Origin of the sequence: Nitrosomonas sp., assembly GCF_040256045.1 — a bacterium.
GTDB lineage: Bacteria > Pseudomonadota > Gammaproteobacteria > Burkholderiales > Nitrosomonadaceae > Nitrosomonas.
Genome location: NZ_JBDZWD010000039.1, coordinates 1 through 22,477 on the forward strand (window position 1 = coordinate 1; position 22,477 = coordinate 22,477).

At 47.8% G+C, this 22,477-nt stretch carries 20 protein-coding genes, 2 tRNA genes and 3 rRNA genes; 8 read left to right on the forward strand and 17 right to left on the reverse strand.

Annotation, left to right across the window (positions count from 1 at the left end):
- Positions 1–36 precede the first annotated feature (36 nt).
- The 8 genes from panC to nadA all read right to left on the reverse strand — a co-directional run bounded on the left by panC (position 37) and on the right by nadA (position 7,480).
- Entirely contained in the window at positions 37–876 is an 840-nt protein-coding gene (gene panC / locus ABUL11_RS08095; RefSeq protein ID WP_350283357.1) for a pantoate--beta-alanine ligase, read from the reverse strand.
- A gap of 23 nt (positions 877–899) precedes the next feature.
- Entirely contained in the window at positions 900–1,709 is an 810-nt protein-coding gene (panB, locus tag ABUL11_RS08100; protein ID WP_350283358.1) for a 3-methyl-2-oxobutanoate hydroxymethyltransferase, read from the reverse strand.
- Entirely contained in the window at positions 1,710–2,354 is a 645-nt protein-coding gene (locus tag ABUL11_RS08105) for a deoxynucleoside kinase (protein ID WP_350283359.1), read from the reverse strand. It lies immediately after the preceding gene.
- The gene (gene folK, locus ABUL11_RS08110) at positions 2,351–2,863 is read right to left on the reverse strand and encodes a 2-amino-4-hydroxy-6-hydroxymethyldihydropteridine diphosphokinase (RefSeq protein WP_350283360.1); all 513 of its coding nucleotides are present in this window, start codon (positions 2,861–2,863) and stop codon (positions 2,351–2,353) included. Before folK ends, ABUL11_RS08105 begins: the two co-directional genes overlap by 4 nt.
- Positions 2,860–4,242 (reverse strand): polynucleotide adenylyltransferase PcnB, encoded by a 1,383-nt coding sequence (pcnB, locus tag ABUL11_RS08115; RefSeq protein ID WP_350283361.1) that lies wholly within the window; start codon positions 4,240–4,242, stop codon positions 2,860–2,862. Before pcnB ends, folK begins: the two co-directional genes overlap by 4 nt.
- 159 nt (positions 4,243–4,401) lie before the next feature.
- A complete protein-coding gene (clsB, locus tag ABUL11_RS08120; protein ID WP_350283362.1) occupies positions 4,402–5,559 on the reverse strand; it encodes a cardiolipin synthase ClsB in 1,158 nt (385 codons plus the stop codon).
- A complete protein-coding gene (locus ABUL11_RS08125; protein WP_350283363.1) occupies positions 5,556–6,380 on the reverse strand; it encodes an endonuclease/exonuclease/phosphatase family protein in 825 nt (274 codons plus the stop codon). Before ABUL11_RS08125 ends, clsB begins: the two co-directional genes overlap by 4 nt.
- Complete coding sequence (gene nadA, locus ABUL11_RS08130; protein WP_350283364.1) at positions 6,380–7,480, reverse strand: quinolinate synthase NadA; 1,101 nt, start codon at positions 7,478–7,480, stop codon at positions 6,380–6,382. The genes ABUL11_RS08125 and nadA overlap by 1 nt, the downstream gene beginning before the upstream one ends.
- 283 nt (positions 7,481–7,763) lie before the next feature.
- Between nadA and lptC the strand changes: the two genes are divergently transcribed.
- The 8 genes from lptC (at position 7,764) to ABUL11_RS08170 (ending at position 14,058) form a co-directional block, all read left to right on the forward strand.
- Positions 7,764–8,345, forward strand: coding sequence for an LPS export ABC transporter periplasmic protein LptC (lptC, locus tag ABUL11_RS08135; protein WP_350283365.1), 582 nt, complete (start codon positions 7,764–7,766; stop codon positions 8,343–8,345).
- A 57-nt stretch (positions 8,346–8,402) separates the two neighbouring features.
- Entirely contained in the window at positions 8,403–9,017 is a 615-nt protein-coding gene (lptA, locus tag ABUL11_RS08140; RefSeq protein ID WP_350283366.1) for a lipopolysaccharide transport periplasmic protein LptA, read from the forward strand.
- Positions 9,018–9,051: 34 nt separating this feature from the next.
- Positions 9,052–9,774 (forward strand): LPS export ABC transporter ATP-binding protein, encoded by a 723-nt coding sequence (gene lptB / locus ABUL11_RS08145; RefSeq protein ID WP_350283367.1) that lies wholly within the window; start codon positions 9,052–9,054, stop codon positions 9,772–9,774.
- A 6-nt stretch (positions 9,775–9,780) separates the two neighbouring features.
- Positions 9,781–11,244 (forward strand): RNA polymerase factor sigma-54, encoded by a 1,464-nt coding sequence (locus ABUL11_RS08150; RefSeq protein WP_350283368.1) that lies wholly within the window; start codon positions 9,781–9,783, stop codon positions 11,242–11,244.
- A 166-nt stretch (positions 11,245–11,410) separates the two neighbouring features.
- A complete protein-coding gene (gene hpf / locus ABUL11_RS08155; RefSeq protein ID WP_350283369.1) occupies positions 11,411–11,746 on the forward strand; it encodes a ribosome hibernation-promoting factor, HPF/YfiA family in 336 nt (111 codons plus the stop codon).
- A 232-nt stretch (positions 11,747–11,978) separates the two neighbouring features.
- Entirely contained in the window at positions 11,979–12,449 is a 471-nt protein-coding gene (locus ABUL11_RS08160; RefSeq protein WP_350283370.1) for a PTS sugar transporter subunit IIA, read from the forward strand.
- Entirely contained in the window at positions 12,436–13,407 is a 972-nt protein-coding gene (gene hprK, locus ABUL11_RS08165) for an HPr(Ser) kinase/phosphatase (RefSeq protein WP_350283371.1), read from the forward strand. The genes ABUL11_RS08160 and hprK overlap by 14 nt, the downstream gene beginning before the upstream one ends.
- A 36-nt stretch (positions 13,408–13,443) precedes the next feature.
- Entirely contained in the window at positions 13,444–14,058 is a 615-nt protein-coding gene (locus tag ABUL11_RS08170; protein WP_350283372.1) for a flavin prenyltransferase UbiX, read from the forward strand.
- A gap of 42 nt (positions 14,059–14,100) precedes the next feature.
- Here the strand turns inward: ABUL11_RS08170 and ABUL11_RS08175 are convergent, their stop codons facing one another.
- The 9 genes from ABUL11_RS08175 to ABUL11_RS08215 form a co-directional block, all read right to left on the reverse strand.
- On the reverse strand, positions 14,101–14,739 hold the full coding sequence (locus ABUL11_RS08175) for a 5-formyltetrahydrofolate cyclo-ligase (protein ID WP_350283373.1): 639 nt from the start codon (positions 14,737–14,739) through the stop codon (positions 14,101–14,103).
- Positions 14,732–15,865: an A/G-specific adenine glycosylase gene (gene mutY, locus ABUL11_RS08180; protein ID WP_350283374.1), complete on the reverse strand. Its 1,134-nt coding sequence runs from the start codon at positions 15,863–15,865 to the stop codon at positions 14,732–14,734. The genes ABUL11_RS08175 and mutY overlap by 8 nt, the downstream gene beginning before the upstream one ends.
- Positions 15,866–15,893: 28 nt before the next feature.
- Positions 15,894–16,439, reverse strand: a complete 546-nt coding sequence (locus ABUL11_RS08185; protein WP_350283375.1) for a septation protein A — start codon at positions 16,437–16,439, stop codon at positions 15,894–15,896.
- 116 nt (positions 16,440–16,555) lie between these two features.
- A complete protein-coding gene (locus ABUL11_RS08190) occupies positions 16,556–18,259 on the reverse strand; it encodes an ABC transporter transmembrane domain-containing protein (RefSeq protein ID WP_350283376.1) in 1,704 nt (567 codons plus the stop codon).
- 511 nt (positions 18,260–18,770) lie between these two features.
- Positions 18,771–18,883: ribosomal RNA gene (rrf, locus tag ABUL11_RS08195) — 5S ribosomal RNA — on the reverse strand.
- 73 nt (positions 18,884–18,956) lie between these two features.
- Positions 18,957–21,841, reverse strand: a 23S ribosomal RNA gene (locus ABUL11_RS08200).
- A 153-nt stretch (positions 21,842–21,994) separates the two neighbouring features.
- Positions 21,995–22,070, reverse strand: a tRNA-Ala gene (locus ABUL11_RS08205).
- Positions 22,071–22,073: 3 nt separating this feature from the next.
- A tRNA-Ile gene (locus tag ABUL11_RS08210) sits at positions 22,074–22,150 on the reverse strand.
- A 95-nt stretch (positions 22,151–22,245) separates the two neighbouring features.
- Positions 22,246–22,477: ribosomal RNA gene (locus ABUL11_RS08215) — 16S ribosomal RNA — on the reverse strand; the annotation flags it as partial.

Here is a 22,477-nt window from a genome sequence, read left to right on the forward strand (position 1 = left end):
CTTACGCAAAAAGGCGGGCGCTCACCTCCTCTTTTCTTATCCCGAACTCAGGTTTAGCAGGAAATTGTCGATCAGTCGTGTTTGATTCAACCATGCTGCACCCAGTATAACTAGCTTGGAATCGCTTGCTGCCGCTGGCAGCAGCGTATGCTGATGACGTACCGCAACATAATCAACAACCCACCCACGCTTACTCAATTTTTCGGTGGCAAGCTGCTCCAGCAATGGAAAATCACGATCACCTGAAGCAATACCGTCTCTGATCTGCTTCAGGTGATACGCCAATTCACCTGCCTCCTGCCGCCGAGTGGCATCGAGATAGTTATTGCGAGAGCTGAGCGCCAAGCCATCCTCAGCCCGTACTGTTTCACCCGCAATGATCTCTACTGGTAAATTCAGTTGATCGACCATTCTGCAAACAATCTGCAACTGCTGATAGTCTTTTTTACCAAACACAGCCACATGAGGCTGCACGATGTTGAACAGCTTCAGCACAACTGTTGTCACCCCACGAAAAAAACCCGGACGACAAGCCCCTTCCAAGGTATCCGCCATGGGTGGAAGCAGCAGTTGAAATTCCTGTAGAACAGGATAGAGCGTTTTTTCATTCGGCATAAATACGATATCTACCCCATTCTCCTCTAACAACCGGCAATCATCCGACCAGGTGCGAGGATAACGATCAAAGTCTTCATGCGGAGCAAATTGCAGGCGATTAACAAAAATACTGACAACTGAACAACTGGCATGTTTCTGTACAACACTGACCAGAGACAGATGCCCGGCATGTAAATTGCCCATGGTCGGCACCAGGCCCACTGAAGTTTCATGTCGCAGCCGTGCACGCAGCGATGCAATATCAGTAATGATTTCCATGAAGACGGCCTGTTCCAAGCATATCAGAACATATGTTCACGTGCGGGAAATGCCCCAAGCTTGACTGCCTCGACATAATTTCTGATTGCAGTTTGAATACTATCTGCGCCCGTCATGAAATTTCTGACGAAACGCGGCAAAGTACCGAAGCTGATACCCAGCATGTCGTGCAACACTAGTACCTGTCCGGAACACGCTGCACCGGCACCGATACCGATGGTGGGAATGGAAAGTAACCGGGTAATTTCCTCACCTAATACAGCGGGAATCAGTTCCATCAGCAGCATCGTTGCTCCTGCTTCCTGTAACAGGAGTGCATCCTCACGCAATTGTCTGGCATCATTCGACGTTTTTCCCTGAACTCTGTAACCGCCCAACTGGTGAACAAACTGGGGCATCAATCCAAGATGGGCACAGACCGGAATCCCGCGACAGGATAAAAACTCTACGGTTTCGGCCATATGCTGTCCTCCCTCGATCTTGACCATCTGTGCACCGGCAGTCATCAGCCGGGCAGCATTATTGAATGCCTCCTGCGGGGACACCTGAAACGTGCCAAAGGGCATATCCGCCATGATAAATACTCTGCGAGTACCGCGTTCCACGCACCGGACGTGATAGATCATTTCATCCAGTGTAACCGGCAAGGTACTGGATTTCCCCTGCACCACATTCCCGAGCGAATCTCCCACCAGCAAAATATCGACCCCCGCCTCTTCCAGTATCGAAGCAAATGTTGCGTCATAACAGGTCAGCGCTGCTATTTTCTGCCTCTGCTCGCAAGCATTCTGCAGGGTTGTAATCGTCATTCGTTTCGCAGCTGACTGCTCCATCTAACTGGCTCCGACGTTGAAATACTCACGCGCGCTACGCATCTGGTCGATACGTGACAACAGCATGTCGAGATCGGCAAGGTTGTGTGCCAGATCAATGTGTTCGCTGTTCACGATCATGACCGGCGCCTGATCATATTCATAAAAGAACCGCATATATCGCTCCGTCAACTGTCTTAGATAATCTTCCGATATCCGCTGTTCCAGCGCGTTACCGCGTTGTCTGATACGTCTGATCAGAATTTCGGGTGCCGCCTGTAGATAGATCACCAGATCAGGTCTGGGCGCATTCAAAGGCATGTACTCGCGAATCTGCTGGTAAAGTCCATGCTCAGGCTCACTGAGCGTGACATCTGCAAACAGCTGGTCTTTTTCAAATAGAAAATCGCTTACGACCGAGCGTGAAAAACCATTCTCCTGTTCCATCGACTGTAATTGCTGCATGCGTTGAATCAGGAAAAACAATTGTGTGGACCAAGTATGTCGTGACATATCCCCATAAAATTTTTCCAGAAATGGATTGGCTTCCGGCTGCTCCAGTATGAGCGAATAATTCAGCCGGGTTGCCATATTGCAGGCAAGACTGGTCTTACCCGCACCGATAGGCCCTTCAACGACAATATAGCGACAACGCTCCAGGTTCATGATGATGCAATACACTCTAATGATTGTTCTGTACATGCAGCAAGACACGCAGTGGCCGCACCCTTCCCCGGAATCACGCAATCGGCCACGATTTCCAGCAGGGGTTGCAACACAAAAGCCCGTTCATGCATACGCGGGTGCGGTAGAACAAGCTTTGTATCGTTGTGTTGCAGGTTCTCAAATAACAGAATATCGAGATCGAGGATACGCGGAGCATTGGGGAAAGTACGTACACGACCGCAGGCACGCTCGATTTCCAACAGTGCATCGAGCAGGTGATGGGGAGTCAGATTCGTTTCCATCTGCACCACGGCGTTGATGAAGTCGGGCTGATCAGTGTGTCCAACCGGTGCGGTGCGATAAAGTGAAGAACGCTTTACCAGACGTGAGTGTTCCAGCTCGGCCAACAGCATTATTCCACGTCGGATCTGAGATAGTGGATTTTCGAGATTGCTGCCCAGTGCAATGAAAACCTGGTTGACGGATTCCGAATGCAAGGAAAGTATCATGAAATTTCCTGATTAAGGGGCTCAATCTTTTCGCCTGCCGGTTTGCTACGGCGACGGCGTTTTCTACGACGTTTGGCCGGGGCCTCCTGGAGCAACATTGCTTCGCGGGCAGCATTATCGGTATTTTTGAATGTCTGCCACCACTGCCCCAATTCCTGGTCGATCTCTCCGCTTTTACAACGCAACAGCATAAAATCATAGGCGGCCGGAAAATGTGGATGCTCCAGCAATCGAAACGGCTTGCGCCCTGAGCGTACCTGAAATCTCGGCTGCATCGACCAAATATCATAAATGATACCATCATGCCTGCGCGGAATGGCCAGCCGGCTGCGCTGCATCGCCAGCACGTTTCCCATCGCCCGGTGTAACGCAGGGATCATTTTTTCATCGGCTTTCAGATAAGTATTCCATACCGCCAGCACTTCATGCCACAGCAATGCTGCGAATAAAAAGGCTGGTGAAACCGGTTTATCCTGCCGCACTCGCTCATCGGTATTTTTCAGTACCAGCGAAATGAACCGCTCACCCAAAGGTTGCTCCAGAATTACGTCCAGCATCGGCAGCAATCCATGATGCAGACCACGGCTACGCAGATCTACCACAGCTGCTAGCGCATGACCAGAAAACAACAATTTCAGCATCTCATCAAACAGACGTGCCGGCGGAACATTCAGCAGCAATGGCGCCAAATCGCCAATCGGTGCAGCAGTCCTGTCATCAATCTGGATACCAAGCTTGGCAGACAGACGCACCGCACGCAACATTCGTACCGGATCTTCCCGATAGCGCTGTTCAGGTTCGCCAATGATGCGCAGCCGTTTTGCCATCACATCCTCGAAACCATCTAGATAATCAAGGATTTCCTCTGTGGCCGGGTCATAGAACAAGGCATTGATGGTAAAATCACGACGCCTCACATCTTCTTCCTGACTGCCAAAAACATTGTCGTGCAGCAGCCGGCCGCTTGCATCCGTACTGACTTGCACGTCTTCCACCTCGACCAGATCATCCGCTACCTTGCCGCGAAAAGTGGATACTTCGACGATTTCACCTTTGCTGATGACATGTACCAGACGGAAACGGCGACCGATGATCCGTGAGTGACGGAAAATGGCCCGCACCTCTTCGGGTGTGGCATTGGTGGCAACATCATAATCCTTGGGTTTTAATCCCAGCAGCAGATCACGCACGGCACCGCCCACGACATAAGCGGAATAACCCGCCTGCTGCAAGGCCAGAGCAACTTTCAGCGAGCCTGGGCTGATACGGTTGCGTGAAATACCATGCTGTTCACAGCCAATGACTCGGAATGCCGGATCGACAGCAACAGATTCAGTAGAACCAAAGGAAAAAATACGGTACAGAAATTTACGGATCATGCTTGGATGCAATTCCTATGAACGGCAAATTATACACTTGGTGACCAATCAGATTTTGATGAAGCCTCGATGAAAGCCCGGAAAGAATAAAGCAAACAACTCCATACAGCACATATTCATCCGGCACGCAAATAATGCAACAAAACTGCATTCTGCCGATTATTCCTGGCGATACCCCAACAACCCTCGTAAGATGCGTACGAAGTAATAGCATATCCAGTTCAGCAAACGCTGGATTCGCGAGCGGCTTTTCCAGGAATGCAGTGACACCGGGTAAGATTCCTCCAATGCCTGTTGCAGACTGCTCCGCAATTCCGCCGCAAATGCCTGATCACTAATGACGACGTTGGCCTCACGCGCCAATAACAGACTGAACGGGTCGATATTGGAAGAACCGACAGTAGACCATACACTGTCAATAACGGCTACCTTGGCGTGCAGATACCCATGTCGATATTCATAAATACTGATACCAGCATCCAGCAAGTGGCCATAGAGCGCATGCATGGCGTAATGCTGCAAGCGGTATTCCGATTTTCCCTGCAGCAGGAGTATGACTGAAACCCCCCGCTGTGCTGCCCGGACAAGGGCTTGCCGGAAATGCTTGCCGGGAAGAAAATAAGCATTGGCAAGAATGATTTCCCTGCGTGCAGCCGCAATCGACCTGAGATAGCAACGCTCGATATTGTGCCGGTTACGCAGATTATCCCTGATAACCAGGGCTGCACGCTGCCGTCCTGCCGCCAGACAGTTGGCAGTAACGGGTGAACGGTTTGTCCAGCGTTTTTTGAAATACACCCATGCAACCAGCATCCACAGATGCCTTGCTGCAGCGTGAATTTCTTGCAGCAGCGGGCCCGCAACCCGGATGGCATAATCAAAGCGGGGAAATAAGGCATCGGGTTCATAGTAATCATCGATGATGTTAATTCCCCCTACAAACGCCACACTGGCATCCATTACTGCCAGTTTGCGATGCATGCGGCGCAGGCGGTAACGTTTGAACCGGAACGAAAAAAATTCCTGCCGGTAGATCAGTACCTGCACACCCGCTGCAAGCATCTCCTGAATCATTATCCTGGACAGCCCGAGAGAACCAAACCCATCAATTAGCAGGTGGACAGCCACTCCACGTTGTGCTGCTCGCTTGAGTGCAGTGGCAATACGAGCACCGGTTGCGTCATACTGAAAAATGTAGGTTTCGAGATGGATTTCCTGCTGGGCGGAATCAATGGCCAATTCCAGTGCCGGAAAATATTCCGTACCAGAGTGTAATAACGTTATCTGGTTACCTTCGATAAAATCAGGCCAACTCATGTACGCACGATATTAGCCGACAATACGGCATGATCGGAAATACGTGACCAGGGACGATTATGCAAAATTTGAGCATTCTTCACCTGAAACCCACGAACATAAATCCGATCCAGGCGTAACAGTGGCAAAACGGAAGGAAAGCTGCGTGCTGTTTTACCATGCGTATACTGGAATACTTCAACCAGATTCAAGCGGCTGGACAGAAGTGGATTCGCTACTCCGCGCCAGTCATTGAAATCTCCTGCGATCACCAGTGGCGCATCGGGAGATACCAGTTGCCGGATACGCTTTTCTATCGCTTCCAGTTGCTGACTCCGGCCGCGCCTGAACAATCCCAGATGGACACAAACGCAGTGCAAGGTATCTTTCCAGCCGGGAATGGCCAGCTCACAATGCAATAATCCACGGCTTTCAAAACGATGTGCTGAAATATCCTCGTTTTCCCAGTTCACAATAGGAAAACGGCTGAGAATGGCGTTACCGTGATGACCATGGCCATAAACCGCATTCTTGCCATAGGCAAAATCCGACCATACCGAATCCGCCAGAAATTCATACTGAGTATTCATCGGCCAATCCCGGAAACGGGCCGCATGCAGAGCGTGTTCTCCGATCACCTCCTGCAAAAAAACGACATCCACATCCAGACTCTGCAGTTGATCACGCAATTCATGCAGCATTAAACGCCGATTGAAAAACGATAATCCTTTGTGGATATTGTAAGTAGCTATATGCAATATCTGACCGGTTTCATGCTCTTCCCTATTTTCAGGCAGAGAAACCAGTCTTTCGAAATCAGCAGGTAGCCTGGATATCGACATTATTTTGAAACTTCGAGCATTTTTTCCAATGTCAGCTTTGCCAGACCGGCTTGCGGCTCCGGCACCCTGATCTGGTTGACCACACGGCCTTCTGCCAAATTTTCAAGTGACCAGGCCAGATGCTGCGGGTCGATCCGCGCCATGGTCGAGCACATGCATACCATCGGCGACATAAACTGGATGATTTTTCCTTCTGCCTTGAATTCCTCGGCAATACGCCCGACCAGGTTCAGTTCCGTCCCAACCAGCCAGCGGGTACCGCTTTCTGCAGCCCGAATAGTATTGATGATGTACTCGGTTGAACCGACATAATCGGATGCTTTACATACTTCAAAGCTGCATTCCGGATGGGAAATGACCAGCCCATCCGGGTACTGATTGCGAAAACGAAGAATATGCTGTGGCTGAAACATCTGATGCACCGAACAGTGTCCTTTCCACAGCAGGATCCTGGCTTTCTCGATCTGTTCCGGCGTCAATCCGCCCATGGGCTCATCGAAATCCCATACCGGCATTTCATCCGGTGACAGGCCCATCTTGTATCCACTCCAGCGCCCCAGATGCTGATCCGGAAAAAACAACACTTTTTCACGCCGGGCAAATGCCCATTGCAAAATCTTCACCGCATTGCTGGAAGTACAGACAATCCCGTCGTGTCGTCCGCAAAAGGCCTTCAGATCGGCACTGGAATTGATATAGGTCACGGGAGTGATTCGCTCATCCGGATCAAGCACTTCTGCCAGCTCACGCCAGACTCGCTCCACCTTGGTAAGATTAGCCATATCCGCCATGGAGCAACCGGCAGAAAGATCGGGCAATATAACAGTCTGTTCAGGGCTGGAAAGAATATCCGCCACCTCTGCCATAAAATGCACCCCGCAAAACACCAGAAACTCGGTATCGGTCTTGGCTGCTAGATACGAAAGTTTGAGCGAATCCCCGGTCAGATCAGCATGACAGTAAACATCCGCACGCTGATAGTGATGTGCCAGTATGATGGCACGCTTTCCCAGTTTCTGTTTTGCTGCCACAATCCGCCGCGCACATACATCATCCTGCAGTAATTCGTAGTTTTCGAAATCGATTGCGTTTGCTTGCATTTTCAATTCGGCTTTATTTATCGTGAACTATGACCATAATCACATTGAGATACTTATTCAAGCAGAAAGTGCAAATCGTAAGAACGAAATTCTGCCGATCTGCCGTAAAACAGAGATTTACGGGCTCGGATACCTAACCATTACGTAAACAGGGTTCTGTTATAATTCCGGAAAATAGTCTGCTAAGACAGTGATTGCCTTTTCTCATCCGTATTACTCAATCGGAAGTAACCGGCAAAATCATGTATGTTCGTAGCAAATCTCATACAGAAAGTGTTTTAACATGACACGCTCATTATTTCTGAGGCCGTCTGTATTGCTGGCCGCTTTACTTTTACTTACCCTCTGGCTGGACAAAAATCTCCAGCGTTCGGATTCGCAACAGGATAACGGCGTGCAACAGGAGATAGACTACATCATCGAAAATCTTGATGGGATACAGGTCAATCATGAACTGAAGGTCAACCGTTTCTTTTCGGCCGATAAACTGACTCACTATCCGGCAGGAGATATCACACGACTGGAACATATTGGTCTTGTCAGCATTGAACTGGACAAACCCCTGCTCAGAGTAACTTCCAGTCAGGCTGAGTTGACCGGAGAAGATAATGATATTTTTCTGACCAGAAATGTTGCCATCATCAGAGGCGAAGACAAGGATAAAGATAAAATAACGATGCTGACCGATTTTTTGCATCTGATCCCGGATATGGATATCGCCAAAACCGACCGGCCTGTCACTGTCACCAGAATGAACAGCGTCATCAACGCCGTCGGGTTATTCATGAATAACCAGACTGGTGAAATTCTGCTGCAATCTCGGGTCACTGCACACGATGATCGTATGCCGCGCACTGCCCGTTAATTCCCGACCTAACCCGTATTGATGTTAATTTTACCGGATCAGTACAGAACAAACCGGATGAATAAATGTAATTTACAAACAGCACATGGATATTTTGGGCTGAACATAGCATGGTCGAATAAAGCCATCTTTTCAAGCTTCCTCAGCTTATTTCTCATATTTTTCTCAAGTATCGTCTCAGCTGAACGTGCTGATCGTGACAAACCGATTCATCTGGAAGCTGATCACGCCACGGTTGAGGATTACAAACACAAAGGAGAATTTCGTACCAGTGTATTTACCGGCAATGTTGTCATGACCCAGGGAACACTTATTCTTCGAGCCGATAAAGTGATTATGAAGGAAGATGCTGTCGGTTACCGATACGCTACAGCGTATGGTGATCTGGTCAGTTACCGGCAGAAACGTGATGGTGCCAATGAATATGTAGAAGCATGGAGCAAACGCGCAGAATATGACGACAAAACCGACAAAATTGAACTGTTCGGCAGTGCACGCCTGAAACGCGGGGCTGATGAAGTGGAGGGGGATTATATTTCCTACGACATAGCCAGTGATTTTTTTCAGGTATCAGGTCGACATCAGTCGGAAAACGACAAAAATTCTGACCACAGGGTACGTGCCGTGATTCAACCTAAAGCAAAACAATCCGATACTGAAACAGAAAAGTGAAATCACTGGAGAATATGTCAGATGCGGATGATATATGAGTGAATTAAGAGCCGAAAATCTGAAAAAAAGTTATCAATCACGTACGGTAGTGACTGATGTATCCTTCTCTGTGCGCAGCGGCGAAGTTGTTGGTCTGCTCGGCCCCAACGGTGCCGGAAAAACAACCTGTTTTTACATGGTAGTCGGACTAGTTCCATTGAACGGGGGAGAAATCTTTCTGGATGAGCACAATCTGAGCCGATTGCCGATCCATCAGCGTGCTCGCCTGGGATTAAGCTATCTTCCCCAAGAAGCCTCAATTTTCCGCCGACTCTCGGTCGAAGAAAATGTTCTTGCGGTACTGGAGTTGCAGCAGCTTCAAAAAGATGAAATCCAGCGGTATCTGGATGAGTTGCTGCACGATCTGCATATCAGCCACTTGCGCGAAAGTTCGGGCATGAGTTTATCTGGTGGAGAACGGCGACGTGTAGAGATTGCACGGGCACTGGCATCCCGGCCGCGCTTCATCTTGCTGGATGAACCTTTTGCCGGTGTGGATCCGATCGCCGTCATGGATATCCAGAGAGTCATCAGCTTCCTCAAATCACGCGGTATCGGCGTACTGATCACAGATCATAATGTCCGGGAAACGCTCAGGATATGTGACCGGGCCTATATCATCAGCGGCGGAACCGTACTGGCCAATGGAGCCCCTCCAGAAATCATTACTGACGAACGTGTCAGAGAAGTGTATCTGGGCGAAAACTTCAGACTCTGACAGGATATGAAACCAACCCTGCAACTCAAGCTCAACACCGGCCTTACGCTGACACCGCAGTTACAGCAATCTATCCGGTTACTGCAACTGTCTACGCTCGAGCTCAATCAGGAAATCACGCGTCTCGTACAGGAAAACCCCCTGCTCGAACTGGATGAAGGGATTGATCAGGATGGATTTGAGACTGGAGGACCGGATATTTCCCTGTCACCTTCAGATTCGTCTGCTGCAGCAGAAAGCGATGGAATCTCAGAAATCGGAAAAAATACAGATATCCAGAGTGATTGGCCGGATGACCCGTTATATGCCGATCAGGAATTTTTCTTCGATACACGTAGGCGGAGTGATGAAGACCATGACCAGGATTTCTCGCGCTTGATCAGCAAACCCGTCAGTATGCGGGAACACTTGCTCTCACAAATCAGTCTAGGGCAATACTGTGAGCGCAGTAAGAAAATCGCCGAACTACTGGTGGACAGCCTCAATGACGATGGGTATTTGTCTCAAGATCTGGATGAGCTTGCGGGATTGCTACCACCCGAATTGGAAATCAGTACCGCAGATCTGGAGTCAGCTCTGGATTATATTCAGCAACTGGATCCACCGGGTGTGGGCGCGCGCAATCTGCAGGAATGTCTGTCCTTACAACTTAAAGCATTACCGGACAACACGCCATTGCGAGATGAAGCGCTCAAACTGGTAAACGGGCATCTGGAGAGTTTTGCTGCTAAAAATTTCCAATTACTCAAAAAGGTGCTTGATTGTAATGAAACTTGTCTGCAATCGATCTACCAGCTGATTACTCAACTCAATCCCAAGCCTGGTGATGATTTCAATACGACAACAGCACGTCATGTCATCTCGGACGTGATCGTGACCCGGTCAGACAGCGGCTGGGGGGTACGGCTCAACTCCGATTCGATCCCACGCGTACGCATCAACAACCTGTATGCCGGTATTTTGAAACACCATCGCACGGAAGCAACTCAGATGCTGATGGGTCAGTTGAAAGAGGCCCGCTGGCTGGTCAGAAATCTCGATCAACGGATGGATACCATACTCCGGGTCAGTCAGGCGATTGTCGATTGTCAGCAAGCTTTCCTCGAACAGGGCGAAACTGCTATACGTCCTTTAGTTATGCGCGAAATTGCTGTGACACTTGGGCTGCACGAATCGACCATCTCGCGCGTTACGACTCAGAAATACATGTGGACACCGCACGGTATTTTTGAGCTCAAATATTTTTTTGGCAGCCATATCCCGGCTGAAAGGGGAGAAGCACATTCAGCCATTGCCATCCGTGGGCTGATCAAGCGGCTGATTCAAGATGAAGATCGCAGAAAACCGCTCAATGACAGTCAGATTTCACAGATGCTGGCGCAGCAGGGTATTGTTATTGCTCGCCGTACGGTTGCAAAATATCGGGAGTTCATGCATATTCCCCCGACTAATTTACGCAAAACGCTCTAGAGAGGTTCTGAAAAATGGTAAGCAACCGCCCCAGGTGAGCGCAAGAAAACCAGATTTACATCCGGTACACGTAGTTTTACGCCTAATTTCATTGCTGTCTGGTTGGTTACTGATTTTGAGCCCCTTGGAATATCTTTGCATACGATCCCTTCATTAAGGAGAAAGAATGAATTTGAATCTCACCGGCAATCATGTAGAAATCACACCTGCCATGCACGACTATGTTTTATCCAAAATTGAGAGAATTACGCGTCATTTTGACAATATCATCGATATCAACGTAATCCTTTCCGTAGACAAACTCAAACAAAAAGCCGAAGCCACAGTCAATTTGCGTGGCAAGGAAATTTTTGTTGAAGCAGAAGGTCTTGATATGTATGCCTCGATTGATAATCTGGTAGATAAGCTTGATCGCCAGATCCTCAAATACAAGGAAAAAAATATTGATCGACGTGATAATCAAGGTGGGTTGAAAGATCAGGCATTTGAACAATCCGAGTAAAATTATCTTTCCTCTCATATTTGCAAAGAACGACAGCAGTAATGCTGAAAGAATAAAACGGGGCAATGCCTGCCCAACAGTCATCAGAATCGTGCTGCCTGACACATGGAAACAGCCGATTTGCAGAACTGCTGCAACAGGCCCGGGCACCTGAGAAAACAACACAAGTAGACAGCCCCGTTTCCGACAAAAAGGTTACACCGCCCAATTTCCTAAAGTGGTCTGAGTCTCCATGAATCTCATTGCTCAATTATTGCCGGAATCCAATATCATTATTGATCTGGACGCGACCAGCAAGAAACGTGTATTTGAGCAGGTCGGTCTGTTATTTGAAAATACCCAGCACATCGCACGCAGCCAGGTGTTTGACAGTTTGTTTGCACGTGAGAAACTAGGGTCGACCGGGCTTGGCCAGGGAGTAGCCATTCCTCATGGCCGCATCAAGGGGTTGCGGGAAGCTGCTGCTGCACTGGTCAGAATGAAAGAAGCCATACCCTTCGATGCCCCGGACGGTCTGCCGGTCAGTATCGCCTGTATTTTGCTGGTACCAGAAAAGGCAACAGACCAGCATTTGTTGATACTGAGTGAATTAGCACAAATGTTTAGTAATAAAAATTTCCGTGAGAAACTGCTTAACAGTCAGAATGCCAAAGAAATTCATCAGCTCATCTCTGACTGGGCACCCGAACATGTCCCAGGTTAGCATCACGCAATTATTTGAAGAAAATCAGGAAAAATTAAGCCTGCAATGGGGTGAGCCGCCCGCCGCCATCGACAAACAACTTGAGAATCATCAGATCAACAGCTCGACACAGGAACTGATCGGCCATCTCAACTTCGTTCATCCCAACTGGATACAGGTACTGAACCAGACATCCGTCAACTATCTCGAGCAGCTCGATAATGTTTCGCTGAAAAAACGGTTGAACCAGCTTGCCAAAAGCCAGCTTGCCTGCCTGATCGTAGCAGATGATGCACCGATCCCGAATGTCATCAGACAGTTTGTAAATGAACAATCTGTTCCCTTGATCCGATCAGCAACTGCCAGCCTTGAAATCATCTGGGGATTACAGGCTTATCTCGCGAAAATGCTGGCACCTGCTATTACCCGGCATGGTGTACTGCTGGACGTACTCGGCATGGGTGTCATGATTACCGGTGAAAGCGGGGTCGGTAAAAGTGAACTGGCACTGGAACTCATCAGCCGTGGCCATGGGCTGGTTGCAGATGACGTCGTCGAATTACACCGTATCGGCCCGGAAACCCTTGAAGGCCAGTGTCCACCACTACTGCGTGACTTTCTTGAAGTGCGCGGACTGGGAATGCTGAACATTCGCACCATATTCGGAGAAACAGCAGTCCGCCGACACAAAAACATGAAGCTGATCGTACATCTTGAAAAAACCGTGGGCAGCAGTATCAACGCTTATGAACGATTGCCGTTGAGCAATCTCAATGAAATCATTCTGAACGTCGGCATACGCAAAGTCATCATTCCGGTCGCTGCTGGTCGTAATCTGGCGGTGCTGGTAGAGGCTGCAGTCCGGAATTATATTTTGCAGTTGCGGGGAATCGACAGTACCCAAGAATTTATCCGCCGGCATGAATCGGAAATGGCCGGCAATACCGCAGAACCCTTCGATGATTCACATAACGAATAAAGCAAAGGACTATTTCCGGTCAGTTCTTTAGGAAATATGAGCAAAAAAAAAACTATTACCGTCGCTCTGACTGGAGCATCCGGCATGCCATACGGCATTCGCCTGCTGGAAATATTGCTGAAGCAGGGCCATCAGGTTTATTTACTCTATTCGCAAGCCGCACAAATTGTGGCACAACAGGAAATGGCTCTGATACTGTCTCCTCGTCCCAAAGAAACAGAGGCTTTCCTGAATGGCTATTTCGATATCGAACCAGGCCTGCTCAAGGTTTTTGGCCGGGAAGAATGGTTTGCACCGGTTGCTTCCGGCTCCAATCCGGCCGATGCAATGGTGATCTGTCCTTGTACCATGGGCACATTATCAGCCGTAGCAGCCGGTCTGGGACAGAAATTGATAGAACGTGCAGCCGATGTGATGCTGAAGGAACAACGCAAGCTCGTCATCGTTGCCCGTGAAACACCTTTTTCCGCTATCCATCTGGAAAATATGCTGAGGCTTGCACGCAGCGGAGCAGTGATACTACCTGCCAACCCCGGTTTTTACCATTTGCCTGAAAGCATTCAGGACATCGTCGATTTTATCGTCGCACGTGTACTCGATCAGCTTGGTGTAACACATACTCTGCTGCCACGCTGGGGAAGTGATGTATAAGCCGGGAATATTTTTCTTGAATCAATCTGTCAGGTGAAACCGCTAATTCCCCGACCAAACCGTTTCTGACCGCACAATCGGTGCTGTCAGCGACACAAGGCCGGTATCTGTCCGACGCAGAATGGACTGTTCCGTCACGATATAATCCATTGGAATATCATGTTGCTGCGGATGAATCGTTGGCAGACGAAGTATTTCAAATGCCACACCAATCGCTAGCGGACGTGGGCTCATCGCAGCAAGTGTCCGATCGAAGTAGCCGCTGCCGTAGCCAAGCCGGTAACCTTGTTCATCAAAGCCGAGCAATGGAACGATGATACTGTCGATCTCGACTTTCCGGGTATTGTCGGGAAACGGTATTCCGTAAATATCCTTTTTCATGGGTGCTTCCGGCCACCATTCGATGAATCTGAGTGGCTCATCTTTACTGATGACTTCCGGCAAAGCAAGGGTAGCACCGCGTGTTCTCAAAAATGTCATGGCTGGGATCGGATCATATTCTCCCCGATGTGGCCAGTAAAACCCGATCCGCTGGTTTTCCAGGAAAGGAAATCCTTGTGTCAGTACTGCAGTAATCACATCGCTCCAGAGTATGTGTTGTGCTGCCGGAACCTGCTGGCGCAATTCGCGCAAACGTGCACGTTGCTGCTGTTTCCAGTGCTGGAATGCTGTGTTATTCATGAATATGAGACTGGAAGTAAGGGTGGGCTATTGACAGCAGTTTTCTCACAGGAACAGGTATGGCTTGTTGCATGGCTTGTTCGATCGTCAACCAAAGGTAACCGTTTTCCTCGCATTTTTCTTCACATACCGGCTGGTGCATTATCGATTGCAACAAGTGTGGCTGGATGATCAATTTAAAATGTGTGAAGGTATGCCGCAAATGAGGAAGCCTAGCAAGTTTTGTCACTCGCACATGTAAATTCTTTTCACAGTAATCAATACTATCCTGATCGACAGATATTTCTGGAAAACACCACAATCCTCCCCAGATACCGGAAGCTGGCCGTTTTTTCAGCAGGATCCGCTCCTGATCCAAGAGAATCAAATGCACAGTTTCTCTGACAGGAAGCATTTTCCTGGGTTTGGGCACAGGCAAATCAGCTGTCAGATCATTCTGACAGGCAACACAATCGGCCTGCAGCGGGCAATATCGGCAATGCGGCCGGCTGCGTACACAGACCAGCGCACCCAAATCCATTAGTGCTTGTGTATAAGATGCCACGATTTGATGGTTGCTCTCCTCAGCAGGCAGCAGGCTTTCTGCCAGTTGCCACAGCCGTTCTTCAACCGATTTTTCGCCTGGGTGGCCGCCGATACCAAAGTAACGCGCCAGAATACGTTTGACATTCCCGTCAAGAATCGTACCGCGCTCACCAAACGCAAAAGCGGCAATGGCTGCCGCAGTAGAACGGCCGATTCCAGGTAATCGCTGAAGTGTAGTTGCATCCTGTGGAAACACACCACTATACTGCTCCATGATGATGCATGCTGCCCGGTGCAAGTTTCGAGCGCGCGAGTAATAACCTAAACCACTCCATAACGTGAGCACATCTCCCACCGGCACGCCGGCCAGTGAAGCAACATCCGGAAAACTGGCCATGAATCGCTGGTAATAGGGGATAACCGAGCTTACCTGCGTTTGTTGCAGCATGATCTCTGACACCCATATTGCATAGGGATCTCTGGTACCCTGCCATGGCAGAGAATGTCGCCCGTATTCGAGCTGCCAGCGGATCAGCCTGCCGGCAAAAGAATCAGGCCCATCCACTGGAAAATGGACTGTACTGGCTACCTGCGAAATCATTCAGTAGACAACAGAGTAACCGGGCAGATCAGATTTCCTGATCATCACTTTTTTCCATATATTTCCCCAGCAGTATTGCCTGCAGAATAACGAAAGCAAACATGAGTCCCATAAAACCAAACAACTTGAAATTCACCCAGGTATCTGTCGAATAGTTGTAGGCTACATAAAGATTGATAACCCCCATCACACTAAAAAATACTGCCCAACTGGCGTTTAGCCGAGGCCATATCGGCTCGGGCAACCTGATTTGCTCTTTCATCATGACTCGAATTAGATTTTTTCCGAAGATCTGATTTGCCAGAAATAGAACGGCGGCAAACAGCCAATAAAGCACAGTCGGTTTCCATTTGATAAAAGTTTCATCCTGAAAAATCAGCGTTGCTCCTCCAAAAACAACGATGATGGCCAGACTCACCCACAACATATTGTCAACCTTGCGATGACGCAGCCACACCCAGCCAATCTGTACGAATGTAGCAATGATTGCAACCGCTGTCGCGTTATAAATACCGTAGACTTTATACGTAACGAAAAACAGGATTACTGGAAAAAGATCAAAAAGAAACTTCATGAAAAAATGCCCTTAGGGTTACCAATAAAAATAGCAACGGCAGTCATCATTCGATATTGTGAGTCGCCGTTATACCCATTATCACAATGCAATGAAACTGGAACAGTAGCATAAACTCACCGAACCGTGCATCCGCCTGAATGACATGCAGATATCAGGATAGGTTTTTCCGGATCAAACTGCTGCTCGGCAAGATCGAGCATTGCTGGTCGCGATGAAAGAATCAGGGCAGTACGATTATTGAGCAATACCTGTAACGCCTGCAGCAAGGCAGTATTATCAGTATCGAAACAGGCAGTAGATTCGTCGAGGATGATGAAACTCGGATTTTTTAATAATGCTCGCGCAATGAGAATACGCTGCCGCTCGTCATCTGATAATAGCAGAGCAGGTTGATTGATTTTCGTCTGCAACCCTTGCGGAAGCTTACGGATAAATTCCATCGCCTGGCTGGCGTGAGCGGCTGTCGTAATCGCTATCTCATTGCTGCAGCGAGCGCTGCCATAGGCGATATTTATGGCGACTGTGTCATTCAATAAATCTTCATCCGGGGCAATCCAGGCAATGTAACTGCGTAATTCAGTAGAGTTTATCCATTTAATATCATTATTATCGAGCAAAATTCTACCGGTTGATGGTTGAACGAAACCACAGGCAAGATCTGCAAATAGCCGATTGATATCAGTCTCCTGGTTTATTAATGCAATTTTCTGTCCAGATACTATTTCAAGATCGAAATTAGGCAACCGGTATTCTGTCTGACAACTTCGGAAACTGACCCCTTCAAACTGTAATTTCCCTTTGCCACGCTTAAACTGAGTAGTATGAGGATTTTCATCGATTATCCCGGAATCCTGATTCAGCAGTGAAAAGATTACTTGCAACGCTTTACTGCATTGTTTCAATAACGAGCTAACTTCGAAAAGCCGTTGTAACGGAAAAATCAGCATCACCCCTGCCAAAAAAAATGCGACCGCATCGCCAACCGTCAATTGATTCGAAGCAAGCTGTTGTAATAAATAGTAAAGAGATGCTGTCAGTATTCCTGTCAAAAGGAGATATGTAAGCAATTCCATCAATTTTGTCCGCCTGAACTGCTTTTGCCAAAAAGATTGCAATTGCTCGAAACTATGTCGAGTATGCCTGATTTCCTGTTCATAGCTTCTAGCCAGATAAATTACTCGGTTAAATCGCAGTATTTTGGCCAGCATCTTGGATACTTCATGCTGTTTCTGACCCAGCATATCCCGTTGACGAACATTTACATGAAATATCTGTCTAATAAAAAATGTTGTTGCTAACACTGAAAAAGCTAATAATGACATCTCTGAATTCAGCCAAATCATTACACTCAGCAGTCCAGCTGCAGTCAACAAATCTCGGGATAAACAAACTCCCAATAAACTGGCATTGTGGCTCAACTTTTCGATGCTTTGAAAGAAATACAAGGAAATTGTGTCCGGTGGAAGATCAGAATAGGCCGGAGGTAACGCCAGTAATTTTTTGAATAGCTCTGTACGTATATCGAGTATAGCCCTGCTTAGTAAACGTTCAAGTAGATAATAGACAACCCAGCCAGCAAAAATAGCTATCAATAAAAGAATCGCCAATATCAGCGGAAGAGATTGCATTAGCTGCCGGTTACCTCCTGGCAGTATTTGGGTAAGCAGCTGGCCAACCACAAGAGGAATCAATGCAGTAGCTAATGCAAATAAACTGCCAGCGATCAGAATAGATATCAGAGTTAACCAGGGAGATCCGCTCCAGGTAACAAAGCGGATTAACAGTTCTATGAGTGGAACCGGTTGCTTATCTGGCATTACAAGAGGAAAAATGGGGGAATCAGCTTAAATAAATGGATGAACTATATCAATTCATATACAACTCTAGTAACAACCAAAGGAAAACGATGCCAGAAGATTATAAGGTTTTGTGATCCGACCATAAAATCCAAGTTGACTAATATCGTCGCTAACTGAACATTAGTTAAGAAAACTTCTGATTACGAATTGAAAAATTTATATGGTCCAATACAGTTTAAAAGCAAAAATTAACCAAATGAGCAGATCCATAGACCAAGTACAATTTTTATAAATCAAATAGATGTATTGCAGGAGGGAAGAGGAATATAGAAGATAATTCAAAGAACTAATAGGGTCAGAGTAGACAAACCCTACTTAACATAAGAGCCATATTTTAAATAATTGGCTTTACATAGATAGAAAACTAAAGAGAGGATATTATAAATGAGAATGAAGCACCACTAAAACTGGAAAAGTTACATACTAAGGATAGCCAGCACTACTCCATAGAGAAAATACATAAGAGGAAGCCTGGCGGTGACCTACTTTCACATGTGAAAACACACTATCATCGGCGCTGCTTCGTTTCACTTCTCTGTTCGGGATGGGAAAAGGTGGGTCCAAAGCGCTATGGCCGCCAAGCAAAAACGGTAAAATTGAGTATCAGGCAAAAGCATTAAATTTGCCAATATATCGATTCAATTTTCAAGATTATAGGATCAAGTCTCACGGTCAATTAGTATCGATTAGCTTAACGCATTACTACGCTTACACATTCGACCTATCAACGTTGTAGTCTTCAACGAACCTTTAGGGGAATTAAATTCCCGGGAAATCTAATCTTATGGCAAGTTTCCCGCTTAGATGCTTTCAGCGGTTATCTCTTCCGCACTTAGCTACCCGGCGATACGACTGGCGTCATAACCGGTACACCAGAGGTGCGTCCACTCCGGTCCTCTCGTACTAGGAGCAGCCCCCCTCAAACTTCCAACGCCCACGGCAGATAGGGACCAAACTGTCTCACGACGTTTTAAACCCAGCTCACGTACCACTTTAAATGGCGAACAGCCATACCCTTGGGACCGGCTACAGCCCCAGGATGTGATGAGCCGACATCGAGGTGCCAAACTCCCCCGTCGATATGAACTCTTGGGAGGAATCAGCCTGTTATCCCCGGCGTACCTTTTATCCGTTGAGCGATGGCCCTTCCATACAGAACCACCGGATCACTATGACCTGCTTTCGCATCTGCTCGACTTGTCAGTCTCGCAGTTAAGCACGCTTATGCCATTGCACTATCAGTACGATTTCCGACCGTACCTAGCGTACCTTCGCACTCCTCCGTTACTCTTTGGGAGGAGACCGCCCCAGTCAAACTGCCTACCATACACGGTCCCCGATCCAGATAATGGACCCGGGTTAGAACTCCGATCATTCCAGGGTGGTATTTCAAGGTTGGCTCCATACACTCTGGCGAGCATATATCACAGCCTCCCACCTATCCTACACAAGAATAATCAAAATCCAATGTAAAGCTACAGTAAAGGTGCACGGGGTCTTTCCGTCTAGCCGCGGGTAGATTGCATCTTCACAAACATTTCAACTTCGCTGAGTCTCAGGAGGAGACAGTGTGGCCATCGTTACGCCATTCGTGCAGGTCGGAACTTACCCGACAAGGAATTTCGCTACCTTAGGACCGTTATAGTTACGGCCGCCGTTTACCGGGGCTTCGATCAAGAGCTTGCACCCCATCACTTAACCTTCCGGCACCGGGCAGGCGTCACACCCTATACGTCCACTTTCGTGTTTGCAGAGTGCTGTGTTTTTATTAAACAGTCGCAGCCACCATTTCTTTGCAACCTCATTCTGCTTCATGCGTAAAGCACTACACATACTAGAGGCACACCTTCTCCCGAAGTTACGGTGTCAATTTGCCGAGTTCCTTCTCCTGAGTTCTCTCAAGCGCCTTAGAATTCTCATCCCACCCACCTGTGTCGGTTTACGGTACGGTCTTTATTTAACTGAAGCTTAGTGGCTTTTCCTGGAAGCATGGCATTACTTACTTGGCCTCCCGAAAGAGGTTCCGTTATCACATCTCGACTAAGCCATCCGGATTTACCTAGACGGCATGTCTACCTGCTTCAACCGGGACATCCAACACCCGGCTAAGCTAGCCTTCTTCGTCCCCACATCGCATTAAACAAAGGTACTGGAATATTAACCAGTTTCCCATCAGCTACGTATTTCTACCTCACCTTAGGGACCGACTAACCCTGCGCCGATGAACGTTGCACAGGAAACCTTGGGTTTTCGGCGAGGAAGCTTTTCACTTCCTTTATCGCTACTCATGTCAGCATTCGCACTTCCGATACCTCCAGCAACCTTTACAAGTTACCTTCTCAGGCTTACGGAACGCTCTCCTACCATTTGCAATAAATTGCAAATCCTTAGCTTCGGTGTACAGTTTAGCCCCGTTACATCTTCCGCGCAGGACGACTCGATCAGTGAGCTATTACGCTTTCTTTAAAGGATGGCTGCTTCTAAGCCAACTTCCTGACTGTCTATGCCTTCCCACTTCGTTTACCACTTAACTGTATCTTTGGGACCTTAGCTGAAGGTCTGGGTTGTTTCCCTTTCGACACCGAACGTTAGCACCCGATGTCTGTCTCCCATACTTGCACTCTTTGGTATTCGGAGTTTGCAATGGTTTGGTAAGTCTTGACGACCCCCTAGCCATAACAGTGCTCTACCCCCAAAGGTGATATATGAGGCACTACCTAAATAGTTTTCGGAGAGAACCAGCTATTTCCAGATTTGTTTAGCCTTTCACCCCTACCCACAGCTCATCCCCTAATTTTTCAACATTAGTGGGTTCGGACCTCCACGAGGTATTACCCTCCTTTCATCCTGGCCATGAGTAGATCATCTGGTTTCGGGTCTACACCCAGCAACTTGTCGCCCTATTAAGACTCGTTTTCACTACGCCTCCCCTATCGGTTAAGCTTGCTACTGAATGTAAGTCGCTGACCCATTATACAAAAGGTACGCAGTCACTTCTTTCGAAGCTCCTACTGTTTGTATGCATGCGGTTTCAGGATCTATTTCACTCCCCTCCCGGGGTTCTTTTCGCCTTTCCCTCACGGTACTGGTTCACTATCGGTCGATTACGAGTATTTAGCCTTAGAGGATGGTCCCCCTATATTCAGACAGGATTACACGTGCCCCGCCCTACTTATTGCAATCTTAGTTCCATATTCAGATTTTTACCTACGGGACTATCACCCACTATGGTTTAACTTTCCAGATAATTCGATTAATCTGAATACTATTAACTGCAGGCTGTTCCCATTTCGCTCGCCACTACTCTGGGAATCTCTGTTGATTTCTTTTCCTCTGGTTACTTAGATGTTTCAGTTCTCCAGGTTAGCCATCATCTCCCTATATATTCAGGAGTGATTACCCTTACGGGTGGGTTTTCCCATTCGGACATCTCCGGATCAAAGCTTGTTTGCCAGCTCCCCGAAGCTTTTCGCAGGCTTCCACGTCCTTCATCGCCTGTAATCGCCAAGGCATCCACCACATGCACTTATTCACTTGATCCTATAATCTTGAAAACTCCATAACAAAACTAAAGTCTCGCTATATTCATCAATATTATAGATTTAGATTATGCTTATAAAACACAATCTTACCCAATTTTTAATTTTTTAAAGAACAAAAAGCCGAATTTATTTTGAGCTTAATTAGCTTAACTGGTGGAGGTGAACGGGATCGAACCGATGACCCCCTGCTTGCAAAGCAGGTGCTCTCCCAGCTGAGCTACACCCCCTCATGGTGGGTCTGGGTGGACTTGAACCACCGACCCCACGCTTATCAAGCGTGTGCTCTAACCAACTGAGCTACAGACCCTTTCGAGCCCAAGTATTTCTACACCCTTAAACCCAAATTTCGCACTTATTTATTACAAACAACCAATAAGTGTGAACACTTGACAATAATTTATGAAAGGAGGTGATCCAGCCGCAGGTTCCCCTACGGCTACCTTGTTACGACTTCACCCCAGTCATGAATCTCACCGTGGCAGGCGCCCTCCTTGCGGTTAGACTACCTGCTTCTGGTGAAACCCACTCCCATGGTGTGACGGGCGGTGTGTACAAGACCCGGGAACGTATTCACCGCGGCATGCTGATCCGCGATTACTAGCGATTCCGACTTCACGGAGTCGAGTTGCAGACT

Coding starts and splice junctions, on each gene's coding strand:
- panC (WP_350283357.1), bottom strand. CDS start 876: ATGGAAATCATTACTGATATTGCATCGCTGCGTGCACGGCTGCGACAT.
- panB (WP_350283358.1), bottom strand. CDS start 1,709: ATGGAGCAGTCAGCTGCGAAACGAATGACGATTACAACCCTGCAGAAT.
- ABUL11_RS08105 (WP_350283359.1), bottom strand. CDS start 2,354: ATGAACCTGGAGCGTTGTCGCTATATTGTCGTTGAAGGGCCTATCGGT.
- folK (WP_350283360.1), bottom strand. CDS start 2,863: ATGATACTTTCCTTGCATTCGGAATCCGTCAACCAGGTTTTCATTGCA.
- pcnB (WP_350283361.1), bottom strand. CDS start 4,242: ATGATCCGTAAATTTCTGTACCGTATTTTTTCCTTTGGTTCTACTGAA.
- clsB (WP_350283362.1), bottom strand. CDS start 5,559: ATGAGTTGGCCTGATTTTATCGAAGGTAACCAGATAACGTTATTACAC.
- ABUL11_RS08125 (WP_350283363.1), bottom strand. CDS start 6,380: ATGTCGATATCCAGGCTACCTGCTGATTTCGAAAGACTGGTTTCTCTG.
- nadA (WP_350283364.1), bottom strand. CDS start 7,480: ATGCAAGCAAACGCAATCGATTTCGAAAACTACGAATTACTGCAGGAT.
- lptC (WP_350283365.1), top strand. CDS start 7,764: ATGACACGCTCATTATTTCTGAGGCCGTCTGTATTGCTGGCCGCTTTA.
- lptA (WP_350283366.1), top strand. CDS start 8,403: ATGAATAAATGTAATTTACAAACAGCACATGGATATTTTGGGCTGAAC.
- lptB (WP_350283367.1), top strand. CDS start 9,052: ATGAGTGAATTAAGAGCCGAAAATCTGAAAAAAAGTTATCAATCACGT.
- ABUL11_RS08150 (WP_350283368.1), top strand. CDS start 9,781: ATGAAACCAACCCTGCAACTCAAGCTCAACACCGGCCTTACGCTGACA.
- hpf (WP_350283369.1), top strand. CDS start 11,411: ATGAATTTGAATCTCACCGGCAATCATGTAGAAATCACACCTGCCATG.
- ABUL11_RS08160 (WP_350283370.1), top strand. CDS start 11,979: ATGAATCTCATTGCTCAATTATTGCCGGAATCCAATATCATTATTGAT.
- hprK (WP_350283371.1), top strand. CDS start 12,436: ATGTCCCAGGTTAGCATCACGCAATTATTTGAAGAAAATCAGGAAAAA.
- ABUL11_RS08170 (WP_350283372.1), top strand. CDS start 13,444: ATGAGCAAAAAAAAAACTATTACCGTCGCTCTGACTGGAGCATCCGGC.
- ABUL11_RS08175 (WP_350283373.1), bottom strand. CDS start 14,739: ATGAATAACACAGCATTCCAGCACTGGAAACAGCAGCAACGTGCACGT.
- mutY (WP_350283374.1), bottom strand. CDS start 15,865: ATGATTTCGCAGGTAGCCAGTACAGTCCATTTTCCAGTGGATGGGCCT.
- ABUL11_RS08185 (WP_350283375.1), bottom strand. CDS start 16,439: ATGAAGTTTCTTTTTGATCTTTTTCCAGTAATCCTGTTTTTCGTTACG.
- ABUL11_RS08190 (WP_350283376.1), bottom strand. CDS start 18,259: ATGCCAGATAAGCAACCGGTTCCACTCATAGAACTGTTAATCCGCTTT.